General features: G+C 65.4%; 17 protein-coding genes. 13 read left to right on the top strand and 4 right to left on the bottom strand.

Translation table 11 applies throughout. The annotated features are described in order from the left end of the window. Positions 1–214 precede the first annotated feature (214 nt). From dnaA to gyrB, 4 genes are all read left to right on the top strand, one after another. On the top strand, positions 215–1,549 hold the full coding sequence (gene dnaA, locus DZC52_RS08485; protein WP_116650708.1) for a chromosomal replication initiator protein DnaA: 1,335 nt from the start codon (positions 215–217) through the stop codon (positions 1,547–1,549). Positions 1,550–1,790: 241 nt separating this feature from the next. Then, the gene (gene dnaN / locus DZC52_RS08480) at positions 1,791–2,888 is read left to right on the top strand and encodes a DNA polymerase III subunit beta (protein WP_116650707.1); all 1,098 of its coding nucleotides are present in this window, start codon (positions 1,791–1,793) and stop codon (positions 2,886–2,888) included. Between the two features lie 9 nt (positions 2,889–2,897). After that, a complete protein-coding gene (gene recF, locus DZC52_RS08475; protein WP_116650706.1) occupies positions 2,898–3,950 on the top strand; it encodes a DNA replication/repair protein RecF in 1,053 nt (350 codons plus the stop codon). Positions 3,951–4,029: 79 nt separating this feature from the next. Further along, the gene (gyrB, locus tag DZC52_RS08470; RefSeq protein ID WP_116650705.1) at positions 4,030–6,414 is read left to right on the top strand and encodes a DNA topoisomerase (ATP-hydrolyzing) subunit B; all 2,385 of its coding nucleotides are present in this window, start codon (positions 4,030–4,032) and stop codon (positions 6,412–6,414) included. Positions 6,415–6,647: 233 nt separating this feature from the next. On the opposite strand, the gene DZC52_RS08465 is transcribed toward gyrB, so the two are convergent. From DZC52_RS08465 to glyQ, 3 genes are read right to left on the bottom strand one after another with little or no spacing between them, the layout of a single operon-like run. Continuing rightward, a complete protein-coding gene (locus DZC52_RS08465; protein ID WP_116650704.1) occupies positions 6,648–7,127 on the bottom strand; it encodes a hypothetical protein in 480 nt (159 codons plus the stop codon). Beyond that, positions 7,127–9,208 carry a glycine--tRNA ligase subunit beta gene (glyS, locus tag DZC52_RS08460; RefSeq protein WP_116650703.1) on the bottom strand — a complete coding sequence of 694 codons (2,082 nt, stop codon included), beginning with the start codon at positions 9,206–9,208 and terminating at the stop codon, positions 7,127–7,129. The genes DZC52_RS08465 and glyS overlap by 1 nt, the downstream gene beginning before the upstream one ends. Next, positions 9,205–10,107 carry a glycine--tRNA ligase subunit alpha gene (gene glyQ / locus DZC52_RS08455; RefSeq protein ID WP_220338313.1) on the bottom strand — a complete coding sequence of 301 codons (903 nt, stop codon included), beginning with the start codon at positions 10,105–10,107 and terminating at the stop codon, positions 9,205–9,207. Before glyQ ends, glyS begins: the two co-directional genes overlap by 4 nt. A 140-nt stretch (positions 10,108–10,247) precedes the next feature. Here glyQ and DZC52_RS08450 point away from each other — a divergent pair, with 140 nt between their 5' ends. The 5 genes from DZC52_RS08450 to DZC52_RS08430 are packed head-to-tail and all read left to right on the top strand — an operon-like array spanning position 10,248 to position 16,155. Continuing rightward, positions 10,248–11,618 (top strand): choice-of-anchor B family protein, encoded by a 1,371-nt coding sequence (locus tag DZC52_RS08450; RefSeq protein ID WP_181918853.1) that lies wholly within the window; start codon positions 10,248–10,250, stop codon positions 11,616–11,618. Further along, on the top strand, positions 11,615–12,373 hold the full coding sequence (locus tag DZC52_RS08445; RefSeq protein WP_181918852.1) for a glutamine amidotransferase: 759 nt from the start codon (positions 11,615–11,617) through the stop codon (positions 12,371–12,373). Before DZC52_RS08450 ends, DZC52_RS08445 begins: the two co-directional genes overlap by 4 nt. Beyond that, positions 12,357–13,730 carry an MBL fold metallo-hydrolase RNA specificity domain-containing protein gene (locus DZC52_RS08440; protein ID WP_116650699.1) on the top strand — a complete coding sequence of 458 codons (1,374 nt, stop codon included), beginning with the start codon at positions 12,357–12,359 and terminating at the stop codon, positions 13,728–13,730. Before DZC52_RS08445 ends, DZC52_RS08440 begins: the two co-directional genes overlap by 17 nt. After that, positions 13,727–15,250, top strand: a complete 1,524-nt coding sequence (locus DZC52_RS08435; protein WP_116650698.1) for a thymidine phosphorylase family protein — start codon at positions 13,727–13,729, stop codon at positions 15,248–15,250. Before DZC52_RS08440 ends, DZC52_RS08435 begins: the two co-directional genes overlap by 4 nt. Then, a complete protein-coding gene (locus tag DZC52_RS08430) occupies positions 15,247–16,155 on the top strand; it encodes a ribose-phosphate pyrophosphokinase (protein WP_116650697.1) in 909 nt (302 codons plus the stop codon). Before DZC52_RS08435 ends, DZC52_RS08430 begins: the two co-directional genes overlap by 4 nt. Positions 16,156–16,205: 50 nt before the next feature. Here the strand turns inward: DZC52_RS08430 and DZC52_RS08425 are convergent, their stop codons facing one another. Beyond that, positions 16,206–17,567, bottom strand: a complete 1,362-nt coding sequence (locus DZC52_RS08425; RefSeq protein WP_116650696.1) for a sodium-dependent transporter — start codon at positions 17,565–17,567, stop codon at positions 16,206–16,208. A 368-nt stretch (positions 17,568–17,935) separates the two neighbouring features. Between DZC52_RS08425 and DZC52_RS08420 the strand changes: the two genes are divergently transcribed. The 4 genes from DZC52_RS08420 (at position 17,936) to DZC52_RS08405 (ending at position 22,687) form a co-directional block, all read left to right on the top strand. Next, on the top strand, positions 17,936–18,625 hold the full coding sequence (locus DZC52_RS08420) for an ABC transporter ATP-binding protein (RefSeq protein ID WP_116650695.1): 690 nt from the start codon (positions 17,936–17,938) through the stop codon (positions 18,623–18,625). Continuing rightward, the gene (locus tag DZC52_RS08415; RefSeq protein WP_116650694.1) at positions 18,622–19,887 is read left to right on the top strand and encodes an ABC transporter permease; all 1,266 of its coding nucleotides are present in this window, start codon (positions 18,622–18,624) and stop codon (positions 19,885–19,887) included. Before DZC52_RS08420 ends, DZC52_RS08415 begins: the two co-directional genes overlap by 4 nt. A 61-nt stretch (positions 19,888–19,948) precedes the next feature. Then, complete coding sequence (locus DZC52_RS08410) at positions 19,949–20,440, top strand: DUF3299 domain-containing protein (protein ID WP_181918851.1); 492 nt, start codon at positions 19,949–19,951, stop codon at positions 20,438–20,440. A 210-nt stretch (positions 20,441–20,650) separates the two neighbouring features. After that, positions 20,651–22,687 carry an alpha/beta hydrolase family protein gene (locus tag DZC52_RS08405; RefSeq protein ID WP_116650692.1) on the top strand — a complete coding sequence of 679 codons (2,037 nt, stop codon included), beginning with the start codon at positions 20,651–20,653 and terminating at the stop codon, positions 22,685–22,687. Positions 22,688–22,923 lie beyond the last annotated feature (236 nt).

Below are 22,923 nucleotides of genomic sequence, written 5' to 3'. Positions count from 1 at the left end.
TGGCCGCACCCAGGGCAGCATGGCCCGGACACGACAGCGCATCCCGCACGCGGCATACCGCGCAGGGAAGCCCAACAAAAGACATCAAGCATAACGTTCAAAGCGCTTGCGTGTCAACGTTTTGGATGCTCGGGACGGCGCGTCGCGCCGCCTGGGCGGCGCCGGTGTCATGCAGGGTGAATTTGCCCGTCATCACGACTAGACTGAGCGACTTATGACCGAGCAGCAGCAAAACCATCCGGTGGGTGCATTGTGGCAGCAATGCCTCGAGCGCCTGGAGCGTCAGATCCCGCTCGAGGAACTCAACACCTGGATTCGTCCGCTGCAGCTCGACGGCAACGGCGGCGAGCGGATCCGACTAACCGCGCCCAACGACCTGGTCCGCGACCAGGTGCGCCAGCACTACCTTGAGATGATGCGCGAGTTCTTCGCTTATCACGGTTTCGACCGGGAAAAGGTGACCATCGAGGTCGGCAGCCGCAGCAGCGAGCCCCGCGTCGAGCCATCCGCGGAGCAGCGCCGCGGCGGCGCCTGGGGGCTGGACGAGCGTTACCGGTTCGAGAATTTCGTGCTCGGCAAGTCCAACGAACTGGCTTTCGCCGCCGCCAAGCAGGTGGCCAACAGTCCCGGCACGGTCTACAACCCGCTGCTGCTCTACGGTTCCACCGGCCTGGGCAAGACTCACCTGCTGCACGCCGCCGGTCGATTCATCGCCGAGGCCAACCCGAATGCCCAGGTGATGTACCTGCACGCCGAGAAATTCGTCAGCGAAATGATCCAGGCGCTCCGGCGTGACAGCATCGATGCCTTCAAGCGACGCTACCGCTCCGTCGACACCCTGCTGCTCGACGACATCCAGTTCTTCGCCGGCAAGGACCGGTCGCAGGAGGAGTTCTTCCACACCTTCAACGCCCTGCTCGAGTCGCGCCAGCAGATCATCCTGACCTGCGACCGCTATCCGAAGGAGGTCGACGGCATCGAGGCCCGCCTGCGTTCGCGTTTCGGCTGGGGGCTGACGGTGTCGATCGAACCGCCGGACTTCGAGACCCGGGTGGCGATCCTGCAGAAGAAGGCAGCCGAACGGGAACTGGAACTCAGCGACGACGTAACCTTCCTGATCGCGCGGCGCATGCGCTCGAACGTGCGCGACCTCGAGGGGGCGCTGAACTCCCTGATCGCCAATGCGCGCTTTTCGGGCCGGACCATCGATGTCGAGTACACGCAAGAGATCCTGCGTGACGTGCTCGCGGTCCACGACCGACTGATCACGATCGAGAACATCCAGAAAGTGGTCGCCGATTACTATCAGATGCGCGTCGCTGACCTCCTTTCGCGCCGGCGAAGCCGTTCGATCGCCCGGCCGCGGCAGATGGCCATGTACCTCGCCAAGGAACTGACCGAGCACTCCCTGCCGGAGATCGGCAATGCCTTTGGCGGCCGCGATCACACGACAGTGCTTCACGCCTGTCGTAAAATCGAGAGTTTATGTGAATCCGACGGGCGGTTGCGCGAGGAACACGCCCGTCTGACCCGGGAACTGACCAGCTGACGAAACAAGTTGTGGGGAGTGGCTGAAAAAGCTGTGGACAAAAATTTCGACGGGAGTTATCCACAGTCGGCCAACAGGATCCGCGGGCAGTTGTCCCGGCGGGTTTTGGTTAGCAAGTTACTGAAAATGAAGGGAAAAACATTTCTTCAACAGTTTCAACAGGCCCTACTACTACTGGTTATTTCTTTTATAAACAAAAACAGAATCAGTCATCCGACTGCCTCGACATGAAGGAGCAATCATGAAGTTCTCGATTCCACGTGAGACGCTGCTGGCGCCGATCTCCCAGGTGGTCAACGTGGTCGAACGACGGCAGACGCTGCCCGTTCTGGCCAATTTCCTGATCGAAGCCGTCGACGAGGGACTGCGCATCACGGGTACCGACATGGAAGTCGAGGTGGTTGCCCGCGCCCAGGCCGAAGTCGCGCAGACGGGGTCGATCACGGTCCCCGCGCGCAAGCTGGTCGATATCTGCCGCGCCCTGCCCGAAGGGGTGCAGATCAACGTCCAGCTCAACGAAGACAAGCTCGCGGTACACGCCGGCCGCAGCCGCTTCAGCCTGGCGACCCTGCCGGCGAGTGAGTTTCCGTCGAGCGATCAGGCCGAGACCCTGCAGACCTACGAGGTCAACCAGGGCCGCCTGAGCTGGTTGCTGGAGAAGACCTCCTTCGCCATGGCACAGCAGGATGTGCGGCACTACCTCAACGGCCTGCTCCTGGAGTTTCGAGACAACCAGCTGCGCGCCGTGGCCACCGACGGGCATCGTCTGGCGCTGGCCGAGACCGAGGCCGAGATCCCCGGTGAGATGCGCAGCGTGATCGTTCCGCGCAAGGGGGTCATGGAGCTCAATCGCATCCTCGAAGACATCGACGAACCGCTCAAGATCATGCTCGGCCAGGGCTTCCTGCGCGTCGACCGCGAGCGCATCGTGATGACCACCAAGCTGATCGATGGTCGCTTCCCGGACTACGAGGCGGTGATTCCCCTGCTGTCCGAGCAGCCGATGCGCGTCGATCGCGACGAGTTCACGCACGCGCTGCAGCGCGCCGCGATTCTCTCCAACGAGAAGTACCGGGGCGTTCGCCTCGAGATGCTGCCCGACACCCTGCGCATCGTGGCGCACAACCCGCAGCAGGAAGAAGCCACCGAGGAGATCGAGGCCGAGCACACCGTCGACAAGCTCAAGGTCGGGTTCAACGTGAACTACCTGATGGACGCGTTGGGCTCGATGGAGGGCGAAAAAGTCTCGATTTCGCTCAAGGACGCCAACAGCTCCTGCCTGATCACCGACCCGGACAGCGAGGCCGTTCGCCAGGTCGTGATGCCGCTCAAGCTGTAACGTGTCGACTTGAGCCTGGATCGACTGTCGATCCGGGGGGTGCGCAACCTCGAGCCGCTCGAGCTGTCACCCGCACCCGGCATGAACTGGTTCAGCGGCCCCAACGGGGCCGGCAAGACCAGCATCCTCGAAGCCATCTATCTCCTGGCGCGGGGGCGTTCCTTCCGCTCGGCCCGGACCGCCCGGGTCATCCAGAAAGACGCAAAAGCCCTGACGGTCGTGGCGCGCCGCGGCGACACCGGCAATCGCTTGGGGGTCGAGCGCGACGCCGACGGGTGGCGCGGCCGGATCGACGGTCGCGATTGCCAGCGGATCAGCGAGTTTGCCGCCCTGCTGCCGCTGACGCTGATCGAGCCCGGCAGTCATGCGCTGATCGATGGCGGTCCGGATCGACGCCGCCAGTTCCTCGACTGGCAATTGTTCCACGTGGAACAATCCTACCTGCTGGCCTGGCAACGCTTCGCTCGACTGCTGCGCCAGCGCAACGCCGCGCTGAAGGCGCAGGCCCCGGACCGCGTACTCGACGCGCTGGAGCCCGAATTTCTCCGCGGCGCGGAAGTGATCGGCCGGGCGCGCGACGAACTCGTCGGCCGACTGTCGGCGCACGTCGAAGCGGTCCAGGGAGAGCTGGGCTTTCGCCTGCCCGGCCCGCTGTCCCTGCGCTACCGGAGCGGGCATCCGGCCGATAGCGAGTTGGCCGACCTGCTGCGAGAGCAGCGCGCCCGCGATCGCGAGCGCGGATTCACCCGGCACGGCCCGCACCGGGCCGAACTGGCGTTGGCCTGCGAGGGGCGAGCGGCCGTTGAAATGTCGCGCGGCCAGCAGAAGCTCATCGCGGTTGTGCTGCTGCTGGCGCAGTACCGGCTACTGGCCGGTGGGCAGTCGCTGGCGCCCCTGCTGCTGGTCGACGACCCGGTGTCCGAACTGGACGCGCCGCACCTGGCGGCCCTGCTGGACTGGCTCGGGCGCGAATCGGTGCAGAGCTGGATCACGGCGACCAGCGACTCGCCGGTGTCCGCCACCATGTTCCACGTGGAACATGGCCGGGTTTCCCCGCAGTGATATAATCCCGCGATGGAGTTCCGCGAGCAGCCCGGCTGTTCGATGGGCGCGCGCAAACCTTTCTGGAAACCGCATCCAAATGGCGCAAGACAATTACGGCTCTACCAGCATCAAGGTCCTCAAGGGCCTGGATGCCGTTCGCAAGCGGCCGGGCATGTACATCGGGGACACCGATGACGGCACCGGCCTGCATCACATGGTCTTCGAGGTCGTCGATAACTCCATCGACGAAGCCCTCGCCGGCCACTGCGATCGCATTCGAGTGATTCTCCACGGCGACGGTTCGGTCAGCGTTTCCGATAACGGCCGCGGGATTCCCGTGGACATGCACGAGGAAGAAGGTCGGTCGGCGGCGGAGGTCATCATGACCGTACTGCACGCCGGCGGGAAATTTGACGACAATTCCTACAAGGTTTCCGGCGGCCTTCACGGCGTGGGCGTGTCGGTGGTCAATGCCCTGTCGGAGAAACTGGAGCTGGTCATCCACCGCCAGGGTGAGCGCTGGTACCAGAGCTACAGCAACGGCGTGCCGGACGAGCCCCTGAAGGCCACCGGCGAGAGTCAGCGCAGCGGCACCGAAATCCGCTTCACGCCCAGCGGCGAGACCTTCTCCGACACCGAATTCCACTACGACATTCTGGCCAAACGCCTGCGCGAGCTGAGCTTCCTGAACTCCGGGATCCAGATCGAGCTCATCGACGAACGCAGCGGCAAGCACGACCGCTTCATGTACGAAGGCGGTATCCGCTCCTTCGTCCAGCACCTGAGCGAGAAGAAAAGCGCGCTGCACCCCACGCCCCTGCACTTCGTGGCCGAAGTCGACGGCATCACGGTTGAAGCCGCCCTGCAGTGGACGGATGCTTTCCAGGAGTCGGTGTTCTGCTTCACCAACACCATTCCGCAGAAGGACGGCGGCACGCACCTGGCCGGTTTCCGCGCCGCGCTCACGCGCACCATCAACCACTACATCGACGAAGAAGGCCTGGCCAAGAAGGCCAAGATCCAGACCACCGGCGACGACTGCCGCGAGGGCCTGACCGCCGTGCTGTCGGTCAAGGTGCCCGATCCCAAGTTCTCCTCGCAGACCAAGGACAAGCTGGTCTCCTCCGACGTCAAGCCGGCGGTCGAGTCGGCCCTGTCCGGCCACCTGCGAGATTTCCTGCTCGAGCACCCCAACGACGCGAAGATGATCGTCGGCAAGGTGATCGAGGCCGCCCGGGCCCGCGAAGCCGCCCGCAAGGCGCGCGACATGACCCGGCGCAAAGGCGTGCTCGACATCGCCGGCCTGCCAGGCAAGCTGGCCGACTGCCAGGAAAAGGATCCCGCCCTGTCCGAACTGTTCATCGTCGAGGGCGACTCCGCCGGCGGCTCGGCCAAGCAGGGCCGCAACCGCAAGTACCAGGCCATCCTGCCGCTCAAGGGGAAGATCCTGAACGTCGAGAAGGCCCGGTTCGACAAGATGCTCGGCTCGGCCGAGGTCGGCACCCTGATCACCGCGCTCGGCACCGGCATCGGCAAGGACGAGTTCGACATCGAGAAGCTGCGCTACCACCGCATCATCATCATGACCGACGCCGATGTCGACGGTTCTCACATCCGCACGCTGCTGTTGACGTTCTTCTACCGGCAGATGCCCGAGCTGATCGAGCGCGGCTATGTCTATATCGCGCAGCCGCCGCTCTACAAGATCAAGCAGGGCAAGCAGGAGTGGTACCTCAAGGACGAAGCGGAGATGAACCGCTACCTGCTCGATCGTGCACTGGACGGCGCCCGGCTCTATCCCTCGGCCGACGCCCCGGCGATCGACGATGCCGCCCTGGGCGAGCTGCTCAAGAACTTCCAGCAGGCACGCATGGTCGGCGAGCGCCTCAAGCTGCGCTACGATGCCGATGTGATTGAGCAACTTGTTGATTTTCAACCGCTTTCCAGTGAATCCAACTTCGACGACTGGGCCGAGGGCTTCACCGCGCGGCTCGAGCAGGCCACGCCGGCGGGCGTGACCTGGAAGATCAAGCCGCTCGGCGGCGGCGGCGTGGCGATCTCGCGCTACGCCCAGGGCGTGGTCCAGGACACGGTGCTCGACACCTCCTTCTTCAACTCGCCGGAATACCGGCAGCTCGCGAAAGTGGGCGAAGCCGTCCACGACCTGTTCGAAGAAGGCGCGCGCGTGGAACGCGGCAACAACAGCAAGCCGATCACACGCTTCGCCGAAGCCTTCGACTGGCTGATGGAAGAATCACGCAAGGGCCGCAGCTTCCAGCGCTTCAAGGGCCTCGGTGAAATGAACCCCGAGCAGTTGTGGGACACCACGGTCAACCCGGAAACCCGCCGCCTGCTGCGCGTGAGCATCGAGGACGCGGTGGCCGCCGACGAGATCTTCTCGACCCTGATGGGCAACGAAGTCGAACCGCGCCGGGCCTTCATCGAAGACAACGCCCTGCAGGTGTCCAACCTCGACATCTGATCATACTGCTGGGCTTTGCGGGTGGTACGGGTTTCACGCCAAGGCGCCAAGGCGCGAAGTTCGCCAAGGAAATGGAGAGAATGGTCGTGGGAGGCGCCTCGAACCCGAGGCGAACTCTCGAGCGTGACCGTTCAGTCCTGAAACTTATTGTCTTTTCTTGTTCTTCTTAGCGACCTTGGCGCCTTGGCGCCTTGGCGTGAACCCGTACCACCCGCACAGCCAGAACGAAGCCGTCAGGAGGCGTTCGCCAGGGCGGTCTTGAAGTCTTCGAAGGTGGGGATGTTGGTGATCGGGGTCGATCCGATCACGCGGAGCTGGAGGCCGCCTCGATCGGCCGCTTCAATTAGCGCCTGATCAGATCCGATGAGTACCATTTCGCCGACGTTGCGCCCATAACGCCTCGCGGTCTGTTCGAATTCATTCTTCTGGCGGTCCTTGCGGCTGAACAGGCCGGTGCCCAGGTAGAGGACGCCGTCGAGTTCGGCGCCGGCACGAGAGAACAGCTGGTGGAGCTGCTGCTGCAGGGCCAGGTCGTGATCGACGCTTCTTCGCGTCGGGCGCCAGCTGGTCGGCTTCGGGGCGACCAGCAGCACGCGGTGACCGCGGCGCTGGAAGGACACGACACGCTCGATGCGGCCGGCATCCGGCGACTTCTCCCCCCGGCCCAGCAGCAGGGCGCGCTCGATCAGTACCGGTGCGGCCTGGCCCCCCATCAGCGCCCCAGGCGGGCCACGTCGGCGACGCGCAGGAACAGCGATCGCAGGTGGGCGAGCAGGGCCAGGCGGTTGTTCTTCAGCGCTTCGTCGTCGCACATCACCATCACCTCGTCGAAAAAGGTGTCCACCGGCTCGCGCAACTGGGCCAGCGCGGCCAGTGCCGCCGGGTAATCGGCCCGTTCCATGGCTTCGTCCAGCCGGGCCTCGGTGGCATCGATGGCCTCGACCAGGCCCGATTCGGCGGCCTCGCCGAGCAGCCTGCGGTCGATTCGCTGACCGGACTCGAGCCCGGCCTGCTTGAGCAGGTTGCTCGCTCGCTTGTTTGCCGCCACCAGCGAGGCCATGGCCGGATCGTCGGCGAACTGCTGCACGGCCCGCGCCCGCGCCAGGAAATCCGCGACCGATCCCGACTCGCCGGCGGCCACAGCGTGCACCGTGTTGGTCTCCATGCCCTGCTCGGCCGCCCAGGAGCGCAGTCGTTCGAACACGAACTGCTCCACTTCGTCGAGCAGTTCTCCATCGACCTCGACCGTATCCTGCAGCGCGCGGGCAGCCGCCTCGAGCGACTTGCGCAGGGTCAGCGTGGTGCCGGAGTCGCCGAGCAGGCGCACGATGCCGAGCGCGGCGCGGCGCAAGGCGAAGGGATCCTTGCCGCCCTTGGGTTTCTGGCCGGCGGCGAAAACGCCCAGCACGGTGTCGAGCCGGTCGGCCAGCGCCAGGGCACGGCCGGCCGGGTCCGCGGCGAGCGCGTCGCCTGCGTGCCGCGGGCGATAGTGGCCCTCGATGGCATCCGCCACGCCTTTCGGCTCGCCGTCGGCCAGCGCGTAGTAACGCCCCATGATGCCCTGCAACTCCGGGAACTCGCCGACCATTTCGGTGACCAGGTCGCACTTGCAAAGCACCGCGGCCCGCAACGTGGTTTCGATGCTTGCGTCCAGGGCGGGGGCGGTGGTCTCGACCAACTGCTCGAGCCGGCGAACCTTGTCGCCGATGCTGCCCAGGCGTTCCTGGAACAGGATGGCGTCGAGCCGCTCGCGCTTGTCGGCCAGCGCGCTTCGCCGGTCCTGTTCCCAGAAGAAGCGGGCGTCCGCCAGGCGGGGTCGGATTACGCGCTCGAACCCGGCCGTCATCAGTTCGGGCTCGTTGCTTTCGATATTGGCCACCGCGATGAAGTGCGGCGCCAGGCGGCCGGCGTCGTCGCGCAGGGCGAAACTCTTCTGGTGCTGTTCGAGCGAGGAGATCAGCGCCTCTTCGGGCACCTGCAGGAAATCCTCGTCGAAACGCCCCATCACGGCCACGGGCCACTCGGTCAGGCCGGCGACCTCGTCGACCAGCGCGTCGTCGAGCACGGCCGTCAGGCCGGCCTCGCCGGCCAGGCGGTTGGCCTGCTCGATGATCTGTCGACGGCGCCGGGCCGGGTCGACGATCACGCTGGCCGCTTCCAGCGTCGATTCATACGCGCCAGCGTCGGAAACCGGGTGCCACCCCGGCGCGTGGATGCGGTGCCCGCGGGTCTGAGCGCCGGCTTGCAGCCCGAAATACTCGAGCTCGAGCGGCGTGTCGCCGTGCAGGATAAGCAGCCAGCGAACCGGTCGCAGGAAGCGCTCGTCGCGATCGGACCAGCGCATCGAACGTGCGCCGGCCATCGACCGGATCGTGGCGTCGAACATCTCCGGCAGCAGTTCGGCGAGCGCCTTGCCGGGCTGCTCGACCCGGGTGAACAGCCAGCGGCCCTGGTCGTTTTCCAGCCATTCGAGCTCGTCGAAGGCCTTGCCCACGCTGCGCGCAAAGCCTTCGGCGGCCTTGGTGGGATTGCCGTCGGCATCGAGGGCGACGTTGTCGGCCGGCCCCTTTCGCTCGAGCACCTGGTCGGCCTGCCTGCCCTTGACGGCAGGAATCCGGATCGCCAGGCGGCGTGGCGTGCCCAGCCGCAGGATATCGTCGGTATTCTCGATCAGGCCGGCATCGGCCAGGCGTGAGCCCAGACCCTGGGCCAGCAGGTCGACTTGTGAATGCAGCTGCCCTGCCGGCAGTTCCTCGCAGCCGATTTCGATCAGCAGGTCGGCGCGTTCGCTCATGCCGCGTCCTCCCGATCAGCTGCCTTGAGGCCAGGGAAGCCCAATTCCTCGCGCCGAGCCAGGTAGGCTTCGGCCACGCGACGCGAAATGTCGCGCACGCGCAGGATGTAGCGCTGGCGCTCGGTGACGGATATGGCCTGCCTTGCATCGAGCAGGTTGAAGGTGTGAGACGCCTTGAGCACCTGGTCGTAGGCGGGCAGCGGAAGGTCCGCTTCGACCAGCCGCACGGCTTCGCGATAACAGGTGTCGAACCAGCCGAACAGGCTGTCCACGTCGGCCTGCTCGAAGTTGTAGGTCGACTGCTCGACTTCGTTCTGGTGGAACACGTCGCCGTAGGTCACCTTGCCGAAGGGTCCTTCCGTCCACACCAGGTCATAGACGCTGTCCACGCCCTGCAGGTACATGGCCAGGCGTTCCAGGCCGTAGGTGATCTCGCCCATGACCGGCTTGCAGGCCAGTCCGCCGGCCTGCTGGAAGTAGGTGAACTGCGTGACTTCCATGCCGTTGAGCCAGACCTCCCAGCCCAGGCCCCAGGCACCCAGCGTGGGCGATTCCCAGTTGTCCTCGACGAAGCGGATGTCGTGCACCTTCGGGTCGATGCCCACGGCATCCAGCGATCCCAGGTACAGCTCCTGGAAATCCAGCGGCGAGGGCTTCATCACCACCTGGTACTGGTAGTAGTGCTGCAGGCGATTCGGGTTTTCGCCGTAGCGCCCGTCGGTGGGCCGACGGCAGGGCTGCAGGTAAGCGGCGTTCCACGGCTCGGGGCCGATGGAGCGCAGGAAGGTGGCGGGGTGAAAAGTGCCGGCACCCACTTCCAGGTCCAGCGGGGCGGTCAGCACGCAACCCCGGTCGGCCCAGTAGCGGTCCAGGGTGCGGATGAAATCCTGAAAATACACGGTCTTGGTCGACTCTGTCGGACAAGCCTGCAAGTATAACGGCCCATCCCCTGCCCGGTGGCTTTCATCCGGTTATGATGGACGATCCAACCGGCCTGCATCCTTCGCCGGCCGCGGCAAGAGACCCGCCGGAGATCCGAATGCGCCATTCGTTCAAGCCGCACTTGCTCATCGCTCTCGCCGTCGCGAGCCTGTTGCCGCTGGTCGCCTGGCCCTGTTTTACCAGTCAGCGGGCGCAAGTGCTCGAGAAGCAGCACCCTGATCTGGAATTCGAGAGCCTGGCTCACCAGATGCACCGGCAGTCGCAGATCGCCTACGACTTCTCCGGGCCGGCCGACTGCGTCGATGGTTCGGCGGACGGATTCAGCTGCCGATCCGTTCGCCTGGCCGGATGGCTGCCGCTCCAGGACATCGGTGGCGGCGCCAACGGGTCCGACAACTGGGGATGGGTCCACCGAGACAGCGGTCGGATGTTCGCCTTGATGGGTCGCTCCAACGGCGTGGCTTTCGTCGAGATCACCGATCCCGAAAACCCCGTCTATATCGGCAACCTCCCGCGCCCGGCCGGCGTCGCCGAAGACGTCTGGACCGACGTCAAGACCTACCGCGATCATGCCTACGTGGTGGCCGATTCGGTCAGCGGTCAGGGCATCCAGGTCTTCGACCTTCGCCGCCTGCTCGATCCCGGCTCCGAACTGCCGGTCACCTTCGATCAGGACGCTCATTTCACCGGCTTCGACAGCGCGCACAACATCGCCATCAACGAGCAGAGCGGTTATGCCTACGCCGTCGGCAGTAATCTATGCGCCGGCGGGCTGCTGATGGTCGACATCCGGCAGCCGCAAGATCCCCAGTACGCCGGATGCTATGACGGCGACGGCTATACGCACGACGTGCAATGCGTGATCTACCACGGCCCCGATGCAGACTACCAGGGCCGCGAGATCTGCCTGGCCAGCAACGAGGACAGCGTCACCATCGTCGATGTCACCGACAAGGCCGAGCCGGTCCAGGTGGGACGGCACACCTACGCCGGCTCGCAGTACACACACCAGGGCTGGCTGACGGAAGATCAGCGCTACTTCCTCGTCGATGACGAACTCGACGAATTTCGCGACGACCTGGAGGGTACCCGCACCCTGGTCTTCGATTTTGCGTCCCTCGACACCGCACCGCCGCCGGCCGAGTACATCGCCGATGGACTCGCCATCGATCACAACCAGTACGTGATCGGCGACTTCGTATTCCAGGCCAACTACGAGCGCGGCGTGCGCATCCTGAGAATCGACGACGCCGGTTCGGGCCTTCTCACCGAGGTGGCCTACTTCGATACTTTTCCGGGGCGCAGTGACCTCGATTTTCAGGGCGCCTGGAACGTCTTTCCCTACTTCGGCAACAACATCATTCTCGTGTCCGACTACAACCGCGGCCTGTTCATCCTCGAAGTGACCGACGCCAACATCGCCCGCGCGCTGTGGGCGGAGATATTCGGAGACCGGTTCGAGCCTTGAGCGCGCGTTCTCGATTGCTGATCGTCAAGACCGGTTCGGCCTTTGCCGAAGCACGGCGTCGCTTCGGTGACTTCGAAACCTGGTTCATTCGCTCGTTCGGGCCCAAGCGCTTCGACTATCGGACGATCGACGTCAGCCTCGGCGAGCCCCCGCCCGACCGGACCTCGATGGGTGAATTCGCCGGCGTGGTCGTGACGGGCTCTCCGGCCATGGTGTCCCACCGGCTCGAATGGTCCGAACGCATCGCCGTCTGGCTGGCCGAACTCGTCGGCGAGGACCGTCTTCCGGTGCTGGGGGTGTGCTATGGCCACCAGCTCATCGCCCACGGCCTGGGCGGCCGGGTCGGTCCCAACCCCCACGGTCGCCGGATGGGTACCCGCCGCCTTGCGGTCGATACGCCCGACGATGCGTTGCTGGGGCCGCTGGCGCCCACCGCATCCGTGAACGTCACGCATCTCGAAGCCGTACTCGAACCACCGCCTTCGGCCCGCGTGCTGGGTCGCACCGAGGACGACCCCAACCATGTCCTCCATTTCGGCGGTCGCAGCTGGGGCGTGCAGTTTCACCCGGAATTCGATGCGGCGATCATGCGATGCTATGTCGAGGCGAGACGCGAATTGCTCGACGGGGAAGGCTTCGACAGCAAGGCCATTCTCGAGGACGTGACCGACACCCGGGCAGGGCCCGGGCTGCTCGAACGATTTGCCGACATCTGCGAGTCCACTGGAGGGGACGACGATGACGAAGGCCGCTGACACGACAATCCGATTTCTGGGCGCCGCCGGCACCGTTACGGGATCGAAGTATCTATTGCGCTGCAAACGGTCGCACTACCTGGTCGACTGCGGCATGTTTCAGGGCTACAAGAACCTCAGGCAGCGCAACTGGCGCTCGCTTCCTATCGATCCTGCGCAGATCAAGCACGTCATTCTCACCCACGCGCACATCGATCACTCCGGCTGGCTGCCGGTGCTCTGCCGGGAAGGCTTCAACGGCAAGATCCTGGCCACCCCGGCCACCCGCGACCTGTGCCGGTACCTGCTGCCCGACAGTGGCTTCATCCAGGAGAAGGACGCCGAGGACGCCAACCGCCACGGCTGGACCAAGCACCGCCCGGCCAAGCCGCTCTACACCAAGGCCGAAGCGGAGGAATCCCTGAAGAGCTTCCGGACGGTCCGTTTCCACGAGCCCTACCGCACCGACCACGTCGAGGTGATGTTTCGCCATGCCGGTCACATTCCCGGCGCTGCTACCGCCGAACTCAACGTCCACGGCATGCGCATCGTCTTCAGCGGTGATCTCGGCAACTACAACAGCGCGACCATGCCCGAACCCGAGCCGGTACGCGAAGCGGACTACCTCCTGGTCGAGTCCACCTACGGCAACCGCCGACGCAACCACGAGGACGCCGAGGCCGAAATCGCGGCGATCGTCAACGACACGGTCCGCCGCGGCGGCAGCGTGATCATTCCGGCCTTCGCCGTCGGCCGCACGCAGCTTCTGCTGCACCACCTCAACCGCCTGATTTCGTCTGGAGCCATCCCGAAACTGCCGGTCTTCCTCGACAGTCCGCTGGCAATCAACGCAACCCAGGTCTTCGCCGACCATCCCGACGATCATCGCCTGAGCGTTGCCGAGGCCGAGGCGGCCTGTTCCCTGCCCCAGTATGTTCAGGACGTCGAGGGCTCCAAGGCCCTCGACCGCGATCCTCATCCGAAGATCATCATTGCCGGCAGCGGGATGGCCACCGGCGGCCGGGTGATTCACCACCTCAAGGTGTACGCGCCGGATGCGCGCAACACCATCCTGTTCGCCGGCTACCAGGCCGGCGGCACGCGCGGGGCCAAGATGGTCGCCGGCGAGGAGTCGGTCAAGATCCACGGCCAGTACTGGCCGGTGAAGGCCCGCGTCGAGAATCTCGACATGCTCTCGGCCCATGCCGACGCCGACGAGATCATGCGCTGGCTTTCCGGATTCGAGCGTCCGCCGAAGCTCACTTTTATCGTCCACGGCGAACCGGATGCCTCGGATGCGCTGCGGTTGCGCATCGAAGAAGAGCTGGGTTGGGATTGCGTGGTGCCCGACCACGATTCGGAGCACGTTCTGGGATGAGCGTCCGAGCGGCTGCGCCCAACGGCAACAATCTCGTCGCGCGACGGCTCGGACTGGACACGCACGACGAGCTGGTCGTGATCACGCGGCGGGACTGCCCGGTCTGCCGCTCGGAGGGGTTCTCGGCCCACGCCCGGGTGCGCCTGAAAAACGGGCGGCGCAGCATCATTGCCACGCTCTACCAGGTGGAGTCGGAACTGCTCGGCCTGCAAGAGCTGGGTCTGTCCGAGTCGGCCTGGAAGCGCCTGGGCATCGGCGATGGTGATCTCGTCCACATCAGTCACCCGCAACCGGTGGCGTCCCTGAGCGCCGTGCGCGGCCGCATTTACGGCAAGCGGCTCGATCGCGCCCAGATGCATGCGACCATCAACGACATCGCCGCCGGACGATACGCCGACGTCCACCTGGCCATGTTCCTGAGCAGCATGGCCGCCCGTGATCCCGACGACGACGAACTCACCGACATGATCGCCGCCATGGTTGCGGTGGGCGAAAAGCTTGAATGGCCGCGCGACATCATCGTCGACAAACACTGCGTGGGGGGGCTGCCCGGCAACCGCACCACGCCTCTGGTTGTTCCCATCGTAGCCGAGCACGGTCTGTGGATGCCCAAGACCTCCTCGCGGGCCATCACCTCGCCGGCCGGCACGGCCGACACCGTCGAAACCATGACCCGCGTCGACCTGGACATCGCCACCCTGCGCAAGGTCGTCGAGCAACAGGGTGGCTGCATGGCCTGGGGCGGGGCCATGCGCCTGAGCCCGGTCGACGACACGCTCATCCGCGTCGAGCGCCTGATGGACATCGACGCCGAGGGCCAGATGGTCGCCTCGGTGCTTTCCAAGAAGGTGGCCGCCGGTTCCACCCACCTGGTCCTGGATGTGCCGGTCGGCGAAACGGCCAAGGTCCGCTCGCAGGCCGACGCCGAGCGCCTGGTCGCCCGGTTCGAGCAAGTCGGCGAGCGTTTCGGCATGAAGGTCCGGGTACTGGTCACCGACGGAACGCAACCCGTGGGTCGCGGCATCGGCCCGGCGCTGGAGGCCCGCGACGTCCTGTCCGTACTCGCCAATGCCGACGATCAACCCACCGACCTGCGCGAAAGAGCCGTTCTGCTGGCCGGGGCCCTGCTGGAACTGGCCGGGGTGGCCGAAACCGGCGAGGGTGGCATGCTGGCCGAGGAAACCCTGGCCAGCGGCCGTGCCCGGGCGCGCTTCGAAGCCATCTGCCGGGCCCAGGGCGACTTCCGCGATCCACCGGTCGCCAGCGAGACCCACGCAATGCCCTCGGCTCACACCGGCGTGGTCACCCGTTTCGACAATCGCCGCCTGGCGCAAGTGGCCAAGCTGGCGGGTGCCCCGGGTGCGCCGGCCGCGGGCGTGTACATGCACGCTCGCATCGGCGACCGCGTCGAGCGTGGACAGGCGCTCTACACCATTCACGCCGAGTCGCGCGGTGAGCTCGCCTATGCCCGCGAATACGCCGAAACCAACGGCATCGTCGCGATCGGAAGCTCGTCGTGACCGGCGGCAAGCGGGCGCTGCTGCTGGCCCTGCCGGGCAGCGAGGACCTGGCCGACGCCATCGCGGGGCGTCTCGACCTGTCGGCCGGTCGTCTCGAATGGCGGCGATTTCCCGACGGCGAGAGCTACGTGCGCCTCCACGAAGACCCGGGCGGCCGCGATGTCCTGCTGGTCGCCCGCCTGGACCATCCCGACGACAAGCTCGCGACCCTGCTGTTCGCCGCCGACCTGGCCCGCGAACTGGGCGCACGCCGCATCGGGCTGGTCTGTCCCTACCTGCCCTACATGCGCCAGGACATGCGATTCAACCCGGGCGAAGCGATCACCTCGCGCCCCTTCGCGCGCTGGCTTTCGGCCGAATTCGAGTGGTTGGTCACGGTCGATCCTCACCTGCACCGCTACGCCAGCCTGGACGAGATCTATTCGTTGGCCTCGAATGTCGTCGAAGCCGCGCCGGCGCTGGCCGACTGGATTGCATCGGAAGTCGACGACCCGGTGCTGATCGGCCCCGACGGCGAGAGCGAACAATGGGTGAGTGCCGTCGCGGCCCTGCGCGGCCTGCCCTGGCGCGTATTCACCAAGAAGCGCCACGGCGACCGCGACGTCAGCCTGCAGCTGCCGGACCTCGACGGCCTGGGCGGGCACACGCCCGTGCTGGTCGACGACATCATCTCTTCGGGCACCACCATGGCCGAAGCCGCCCGCTACCTGACCGGGGCCGGCTTCCGCTCCCCGCTGGCCGTCGGCGTGCACGGCCTGTTCGGCGAGCACGCCCGGGAGACCCTGAAATCGGCAGGCCTGGCGAGAATCGTGTGCACCAACACCGTCGACGTGCCGGAAGCGGCGATCGATCTGACGCCGTTGCTGGCCGAAGCCGTCAACGGATTCCTGACCTCCGACCTCTGACTTGCGACTTCAGCCCGCGACCTCGGCCCTCAGTCCTCAGCCCTCCGTCCTCAGATCAACCCCATCAGGCTCGCCAGCACCACCAGGATGAGCGCGGGCGTGACCACCCGCACCAGCCACAGCCAGGCATTGAAGGCCCAGTCGGGCATCTTCTTGTCCAGCTCCTCGTGGGTGACCTTGTTGGACAGCACCCAGCCGGCGAACACGGCGATCAGCATGCCGCCCAGCGGCATCATGATGTTGTTGGCCGCGTGCTCGATGGCGCTCATGATGTCGCGGCCGCCGATGGAGACGTGCGACCAGACGTTGAAGCTGAACACCGAAGCCATGCCCGCCAGCCAGGCCAGGGCGCCGACGATCATGGCCGCGGCCTTGCGGCCCATATTCGTGCGCTCGACCAGGTAGGCGGTGGCCGGCTCCAGCAGGGAGATCGAGCTGGTCCAGGCGGCCACCGACAGCAGCAGGAAGAACATCATGCCGTAGAGAATGCCGAAGGGCATCTCGTTGAAGGCCAACGGCAGGGAAGTGAAGATCAGGCCCGCGCCGCCACCGGCCGGGTCGATGCCGTAGGAAATCACGATCGGGAAGATGGCCAGCCCGGCGATCAGCGCCACGGCGGTGTCGGCGGCCGCCACCGTGATGCCCACGCGCGGAATGCTCACCCCCGCCGGCAGGTAGGCCCCGTAGGTCATGATGGCGCACATGCCCAGGCTCAGGGTGAAGAAAGCCTGGCCCATGGCGGTGACGATCATGCCGCCGGAGACCTGCGACCAGTCGGGTTTGAACAGGAAGCCGACCGCTTCGGTGAAGTGTCCGGTGCTCATCCCGAAACCGAGCAGGATCAGCAGCAGGCCCAGCAACACCGGCATCAGGATGCTGACGGCACGTTCGAGCCCTCGCTCGACGCCGAAGGCGACCACGCCCAGGGTCATCATCATGAAAATCGCGTGCCAGAAGGTCAGCTCGCCGGGCGCGGCCAGCAGGCTGTTGAAGGTGGCGCCGGGATCGGTGATCGGGGCGGCGCCGAACAGCTGCTTGAGGTAGAGGAAGCCGTAGTGCAGCGTCCAGCCGGCGACGACTGAGTAAAAAGACAGCACCAGGAAACCGGCAACGATGCCCATCCAGCCGATGCCGGTCCAGGCGCGGCTGGCGCCGACGTCGTCGGACAGTTCCTTGAGCGAGTTGATCGGGCTCATGCGCCCGCGGCGACCGATGACGATTTCGGAAAACATCACCGGCAGGCCGACGATCAGGATGCACAGCAGGTAGATCAGGACGAAGGCACCACCGCCGTTTTCGGAGGTGATGTAGGGAAAGCGCCAGATGTTGCCGAGGCCGACGGCCGAACCGGTGGCGGCCAGGATGAAGGCCAGGCGCGACGACCACATGCCGTGAATGGAAGTGGTTTTCATTGTTCTCGAGTCCCCGAGGTTTTTTATAGTCGTGACAGGCCGGCAATTGTGCGACAAGGCCCGGGCCGGTGCAAACGGGGCCGCGGCAGGCTTCGGCGTGCGGGCAGGTGGGGGCCGGCGTGGCGCTCGTACGACTTGCCCTTCGTCGCGAAATCGCGACGAAGGGTGCCCTGCGATGCTCGGCCCGGTCGGGAGCCGGCTCAACTCGCTTCGCTCAGACATCGCCGGCTCTTTTTCCGACCGGGCCTGCGCTTCTCGGCTGCGTCGAAGTCGCACCACGCCGGCCCCCACCTGCCCGCACACCGAAGCCTGCCTCCCGCCGCGCGACCTCACCAAACGTGGAACGCCGTGCGGCAGAATAGGCTGTCATGAACGCGGTACTCGCCATCGACTCCCTGCGCTTCGCCTGGCCCGGCGAGGACCGGCCGGTGCTGGATATCGATGCGTTCAGCGTGGCCGCCGGGGAGAAGGTCTTCCTGCACGGGCCCAGCGGCTCGGGCAAGTCCACCCTGCTGGCGGCCGTCGGCGCGCTGGTCGTGCCGCAATCCGGCCGCATCGAACTGTGCGGATCGGATCTCTCCACGCTGTCTCGCGGCGGCCGGGACCGCTTCCGCGCCGACCATCTGGGCGTGATCTTCCAGCAGTTCAACCTGCTGCCCTGGCTCGACGTGACCGCCAACGTGACCCTGCCTTGCCGCTTCTCTCGCGTGCGCGCCCGGCGCGCCGGCAACGCGGAAGCCGCGGCCCGGCAGTTGCTCTCAGCCATGGACCTCGAGGAATCGCTGTGGCAGCGCCGCGCCGATACGCTCAGCGTCGGCCAGCAGCAGCGCGTGGCCGCTGCGCGCGCCCTGATCGGCCAGCCCGAACTGGTGCTGGCCGACGAACCGACCTCGGCCCTGGACGCCGACCGCCGCGACCGATTTCTCGACCTTCTGTTCGAACGCGTCGAAGTCGCCGGCAGCGCGCTGTTGTTCGTCAGCCATGACCTGGCACTGGGGGCGCGCTTCGACCGCGTCGTCGAGCTGCCCGAAATCAACCGGGCGGGAGTGGCGGCATGACCCTGCTCCGCCTGGCCTGGCGCTCCCTGCTGAACCGGCGCAGCACGGTGCTGTTGACGGTATTCACCATCGGGCTTTCGATTGCGCTGTTGGTGATGGTCGAGCAGCTGCGCACCGACGTGCGTCAGGGCTTCTATCGCTCGGTTTCCGGCACCGACCTGATCGTCGGCGCCCGCACCGCCCCCGTTCAGCTCCTGCTCAACACCGTTTTCGGCATCGGCACGCCGGGCAACAGCATCTCGCACGAATCGCTCGAACACATCGAAGCGCAGCGCATGGTCGAGTGGACCATCCCGTTGCTGATCGGCGACAGCCACCGCGGCGAGCGCGTGATCGGGACGACCGGGGCCTTTTTCGAGCACTACCGCTATGCCGACCGGCAACCGCTCGAACTGGCCGCCGGGGAGACCTTCACCGACCTGTTCGACGTCGTGATCGGCCACCAGGTCGCCCGGCGCTTCGGCTACTCGGTGGGCGACGAGATTCACCTGGCCCACGGCGGCGGCAACGTCAGCCTGCACGAGCATGAGGAACACCCTTTCACCGTCCGCGGCGTGCTCGAGCCCACCGGCACGCCGGTCGACCGCAACCTCTACATCCCCATGAACGCCTACGGCGTGATCCACGTCGGCTGGGAGTCGGGCGTGCATCGACCGGGCAGCGGCCTGGACGCCGACGAGGCGCGCGAGCACGCCCACGAACACGAGCCCGAAGAAATCTCCGCGGTGCTGGTCGGTCTGACGGCGCCGGCGGCGGTGTTCGGCTTGCAGCGATCGCTCAACGACTACGAGGCCGAACCGCTCACCGCGGTGATGCCCGGCATCACGCTGCAGCAATTGTGGCGGTTGACCGGCGTGGCCGAGCTGGTGCTCCGGGCAGTGGCGATCCTGGTCGTCATCACCGGCCTGCTCGGCATGGTCACGGTGTTGCTGACCACGCTCAACGAGCGCCGCCGCGAGATGGCCATCCTGCGCGCCAACGGCGCGCGCGCCTGGCAGATCGCCGCGCTGCTGGTTTTCGAGGCGGGGCTGATCGTGCTCGGCGGACTGGTCCTGGGCATCGCAATGGCCCTGGGCGCCATCATTGCGCTCGGTCCCTGGCTGCTCGACGTCTTCGGGCTGGCGGTGGGCGTGACGGCACCCGAACCCTGGCAGTGGGCCGTGCTCGGCGGCATCTTCCTCGTCGGCTTGCTGGTGGCGCTGGTTCCGGCCATCATGGCCTACCGCCGCACCCTGGCCGACGGTATGCAGGTTCGGCTTTGAACCCGTCGCGCCCGGCGGTTGTCTTTATATGCGTAAAATCGAATCAATGAACGGAATCCGCATGAACCGAAAGATCATCGCGCTGGCGATCCTCGTCCTGCTCGTGCCCGGCCTCGCCTTCGCCGAGGAAGTGCGCGAGGTCGAATGGATGGACCTGATGCCCGAAGAAGAGCAGACGGCCTGGGACGAGGCCTCGAAGAACGTCGACCATTCCGGCTACGCCTCGGCCGAGGAATTCCAGTCTTGGGAAACCGTGGGCGAGTTCGATGGCCAGAAGATCCGGATCCCCGGCTTCGTCGTGCCGGTCGAGACCGACGGCGAGGGCAAGCTCAGGACCTTCTTCCTGGTGCCCTACTTCGGCGCCTGCATCCACGTGCCACCGCCGCCGGCCAACCAGATCATCTACGGCCGCCTCGAAGAACCCATCGAGATGGTCAACATCTGGGATGCCTTCTACATGGAAGGCACCCTGAAGATCGAAGAAATCTCCAACGAAACCGCCGACTCCGCGTATACGATGGCGGTGGATTCATTGAAGCCGTACTCCGGTTGAGAGGTGCGGGTGGTATTTGTTTCTCGCAAAGGCGCAATGGCGCAAAGGTCGCCAGCAAAAAATTGAAAGCGTCCGGTGACCAGAGAAGAACCCAAGTGATAGAACAATTAGTTGAGGCTTGAACACAACTTTCGAAGTTCCTTGCGATCCTTGCGCCTTTGCGCCATTGCGAGAACTCAAACGGCAACTAGACATGACGAGGGCACCGGAATGAGAAGACTGCTACTAACCCTGCTATTGCTACTCCCCACCCTGGCACTGGCCCAGGACGACAACGGCGAGGACGAACGCAAGGTTTTGTCGGCCGAAGTGTTGTGGGAACTCGATCGCATCGGCTCGCCCGCGATCTCGCCGACGGGCGACTGGATCGTGGCGCCGGTGACCGACTACGACGTCGAGGAAGACACCGGCGAGACACGACTGTGGCTGTTCGCTGCCGACGGTTCGGTCGAGCGGCCGCTTACCGTGGAAGGCCAGGATGCTTCCAGTCCCGCGTTCTCGCCCGACGGCGATCGCCTGGCCTTCGTCGCCAAGCGCGGTGACGACGAGGCCGGCCAGATCTACCTCATCAACATGGGCGGCCCCGGCGAAGCGCAGAAGCTCAGCGACGTGCCCACCGGGGTCGGCGGCCTGAAGTGGGTCGGCGAGCACATCTATTTCGTCTCCAGCGTCTACCCGGACATGGACTGGGAGGCGATGGAAGAAAAGCTAACCGAGGAAAAGGAATCCAAGGTTTCCGCCCACCAGTGGAACGCTCTGCCTTATTCGTCCTGGGATCACTGGATCGACGAGGAACGCCAGAACCACGTTTTCCGCATGCCGGCCGACGGCGGTGACGTCGAGGCGATCACCCAACCCCTGGGCCGACAGCTCTCCCGTTCGGGCGCCGGCGCCGGCAGCTACGACGTGCATCCCGACGAGACCCATATCGCCTTCGTGGCCGACCGCAAGCTCGACGGCGTCGATCCCGACTACGACGTCTTCCTCGCCGAGATCGGCGCCGATTCGGCAGACAACCTGACCGCCGAGAACGAAGCCAGCGACAGCACGCCGATGTTCAGCCCGGACGGCGAAACCCTGGCCTACCTGCAGCAGGACATCGCCGGCTTCTACGGCGACACCCAGGACATCGTGCTCGTCGATCTCGACTCGCTCGAGCAGCGCAACATCACCGAGGACTGGGATCGCTCCGCTTCGGGCCTGGTCTGGGCGCCGGGCTCGGACGGCTTCTTCGGCAGCATCCAGGACGAAGGTACGGTGCGCGTGTTCTTCATCGGCACCGACGGTGAGCCGCGAGCGATCACGACCGATACCAGCTACGGTGACCTGGCCGTTGCCGACGACGGCACCCTGGTCGGCACCAACGAGAGCTTCCTGTACCCGCCACGCCTGGTTCGCATCGACTCCGACAGCGGCGAGGCCGAGCGCCTGAGCACCATCAACAAGGAACTGCTCGACTCGGTCGACGCCGGCAGCTACGAATCGGTGACCTACTCCGGCCACGACGGCGCCGACATCCAGATGTGGGTCAACTATCCGCCGGGCTTCGACGAGAGCAAGGAATACCCGCTGTTCCTGCTCATCCACGGCGGGCCGCACGGCTCGATCAACGACGTCTTCCATTTCCGCTGGAACGCCCAGACCTTCGCGTCCTGGGGTTACGTCACCGCCTGGCACAACTTCCACGGCTCGTCCGGCTTCGGCCAGGATTTCGTCGACTACATCAACCCGGACTGGCTCACCGCGCCGTACAACGACACGATTGCCGCGGCCGAATGGTTCGCCGACAAGTCCTGGATCGACGGCGATCGCATGGTCGCCGGCGGCGGCAGCTATGGCGGCTACCTGTCGTCGATCCTGCTCGGCAAGGCGCATCCCTTCAACGCGCTGATGATCCACGCACCGGTCTACAACATGTACTCGCAGATGGCCGCCGACTTCGCCGTGCACGCAACGCGCTTCGGCAACTTCTGGGAGAACCCGGAGATCTACAAGGAGATCTCACCGCACTACTACGCCGAGGACTTCGACACCCCCGCGCTGATCATCCACGGCCAGCAGGACCTGCGCGTCCCGGTCGGCCAGGCCTTCGAACTGTTCCGCACCCTGCAGAGCAAGGACATCGAATCGCGCCTGATCTACTTCCCCGACGAGAACCACTGGGTCTTGAAGCCCAACAACTCACTGTACTGGTACGACGAAGTCCGCAAGTGGTTCGCCAACTTCGCCGAACCCGGTCCGCAGTAAAACTAAAACCGTGTAACCACGGAAGACACGGAAAGCACGGAAGAGGGGCGCCAGAATATGGTGCCCCTTTTCTTTGGTAGGGGCACGTCCATAGAATCTTTAAAACGCAAAGACGCAAAGCAGCAAAGGACGCGAAGAGAAACAAGAAAAAAGAAAAAAGAAGGGAACCACCCAAGACGAGCCTGTCCCGATTTCTGTGTAACCGCCCATCCTCATAGGTGATCGGTAATCCGATC

Origin of the sequence: Wenzhouxiangella sediminis, assembly GCF_003410055.1 — a bacterium.
GTDB lineage: Bacteria > Pseudomonadota > Gammaproteobacteria > Xanthomonadales > Wenzhouxiangellaceae > Wenzhouxiangella > Wenzhouxiangella sediminis.
The sequence above is the reverse complement of the archived record's forward strand: the minus strand, read 5'-3'. Positions and strand labels throughout refer to the sequence as shown.

Coding starts and splice junctions, on each gene's coding strand:
- DZC52_RS08440 (WP_116650699.1), top strand. CDS start 12,357: ATGACGAAGGCCGCTGACACGACAATCCGATTTCTGGGCGCCGCCGGC.
- glyS (WP_116650703.1), bottom strand. CDS start 9,208: ATGAGCGAACGCGCCGACCTGCTGATCGAAATCGGCTGCGAGGAACTG.
- DZC52_RS08435 (WP_116650698.1), top strand. CDS start 13,727: ATGAGCGTCCGAGCGGCTGCGCCCAACGGCAACAATCTCGTCGCGCGA.
- DZC52_RS08410 (WP_181918851.1), top strand. CDS start 19,949: ATGAACCGAAAGATCATCGCGCTGGCGATCCTCGTCCTGCTCGTGCCC.
- DZC52_RS08425 (WP_116650696.1), bottom strand. CDS start 17,567: ATGAAAACCACTTCCATTCACGGCATGTGGTCGTCGCGCCTGGCCTTC.
- DZC52_RS08450 (WP_181918853.1), top strand. CDS start 10,248: ATGCGCCATTCGTTCAAGCCGCACTTGCTCATCGCTCTCGCCGTCGCG.
- dnaA (WP_116650708.1), top strand. CDS start 215: ATGACCGAGCAGCAGCAAAACCATCCGGTGGGTGCATTGTGGCAGCAA.
- gyrB (WP_116650705.1), top strand. CDS start 4,030: ATGGCGCAAGACAATTACGGCTCTACCAGCATCAAGGTCCTCAAGGGC.
- DZC52_RS08420 (WP_116650695.1), top strand. CDS start 17,936: ATGAACGCGGTACTCGCCATCGACTCCCTGCGCTTCGCCTGGCCCGGC.
- DZC52_RS08465 (WP_116650704.1), bottom strand. CDS start 7,127: ATGGGGGGCCAGGCCGCACCGGTACTGATCGAGCGCGCCCTGCTGCTG.
- dnaN (WP_116650707.1), top strand. CDS start 1,791: ATGAAGTTCTCGATTCCACGTGAGACGCTGCTGGCGCCGATCTCCCAG.
- DZC52_RS08405 (WP_116650692.1), top strand. CDS start 20,651: ATGAGAAGACTGCTACTAACCCTGCTATTGCTACTCCCCACCCTGGCA.
- DZC52_RS08415 (WP_116650694.1), top strand. CDS start 18,622: ATGACCCTGCTCCGCCTGGCCTGGCGCTCCCTGCTGAACCGGCGCAGC.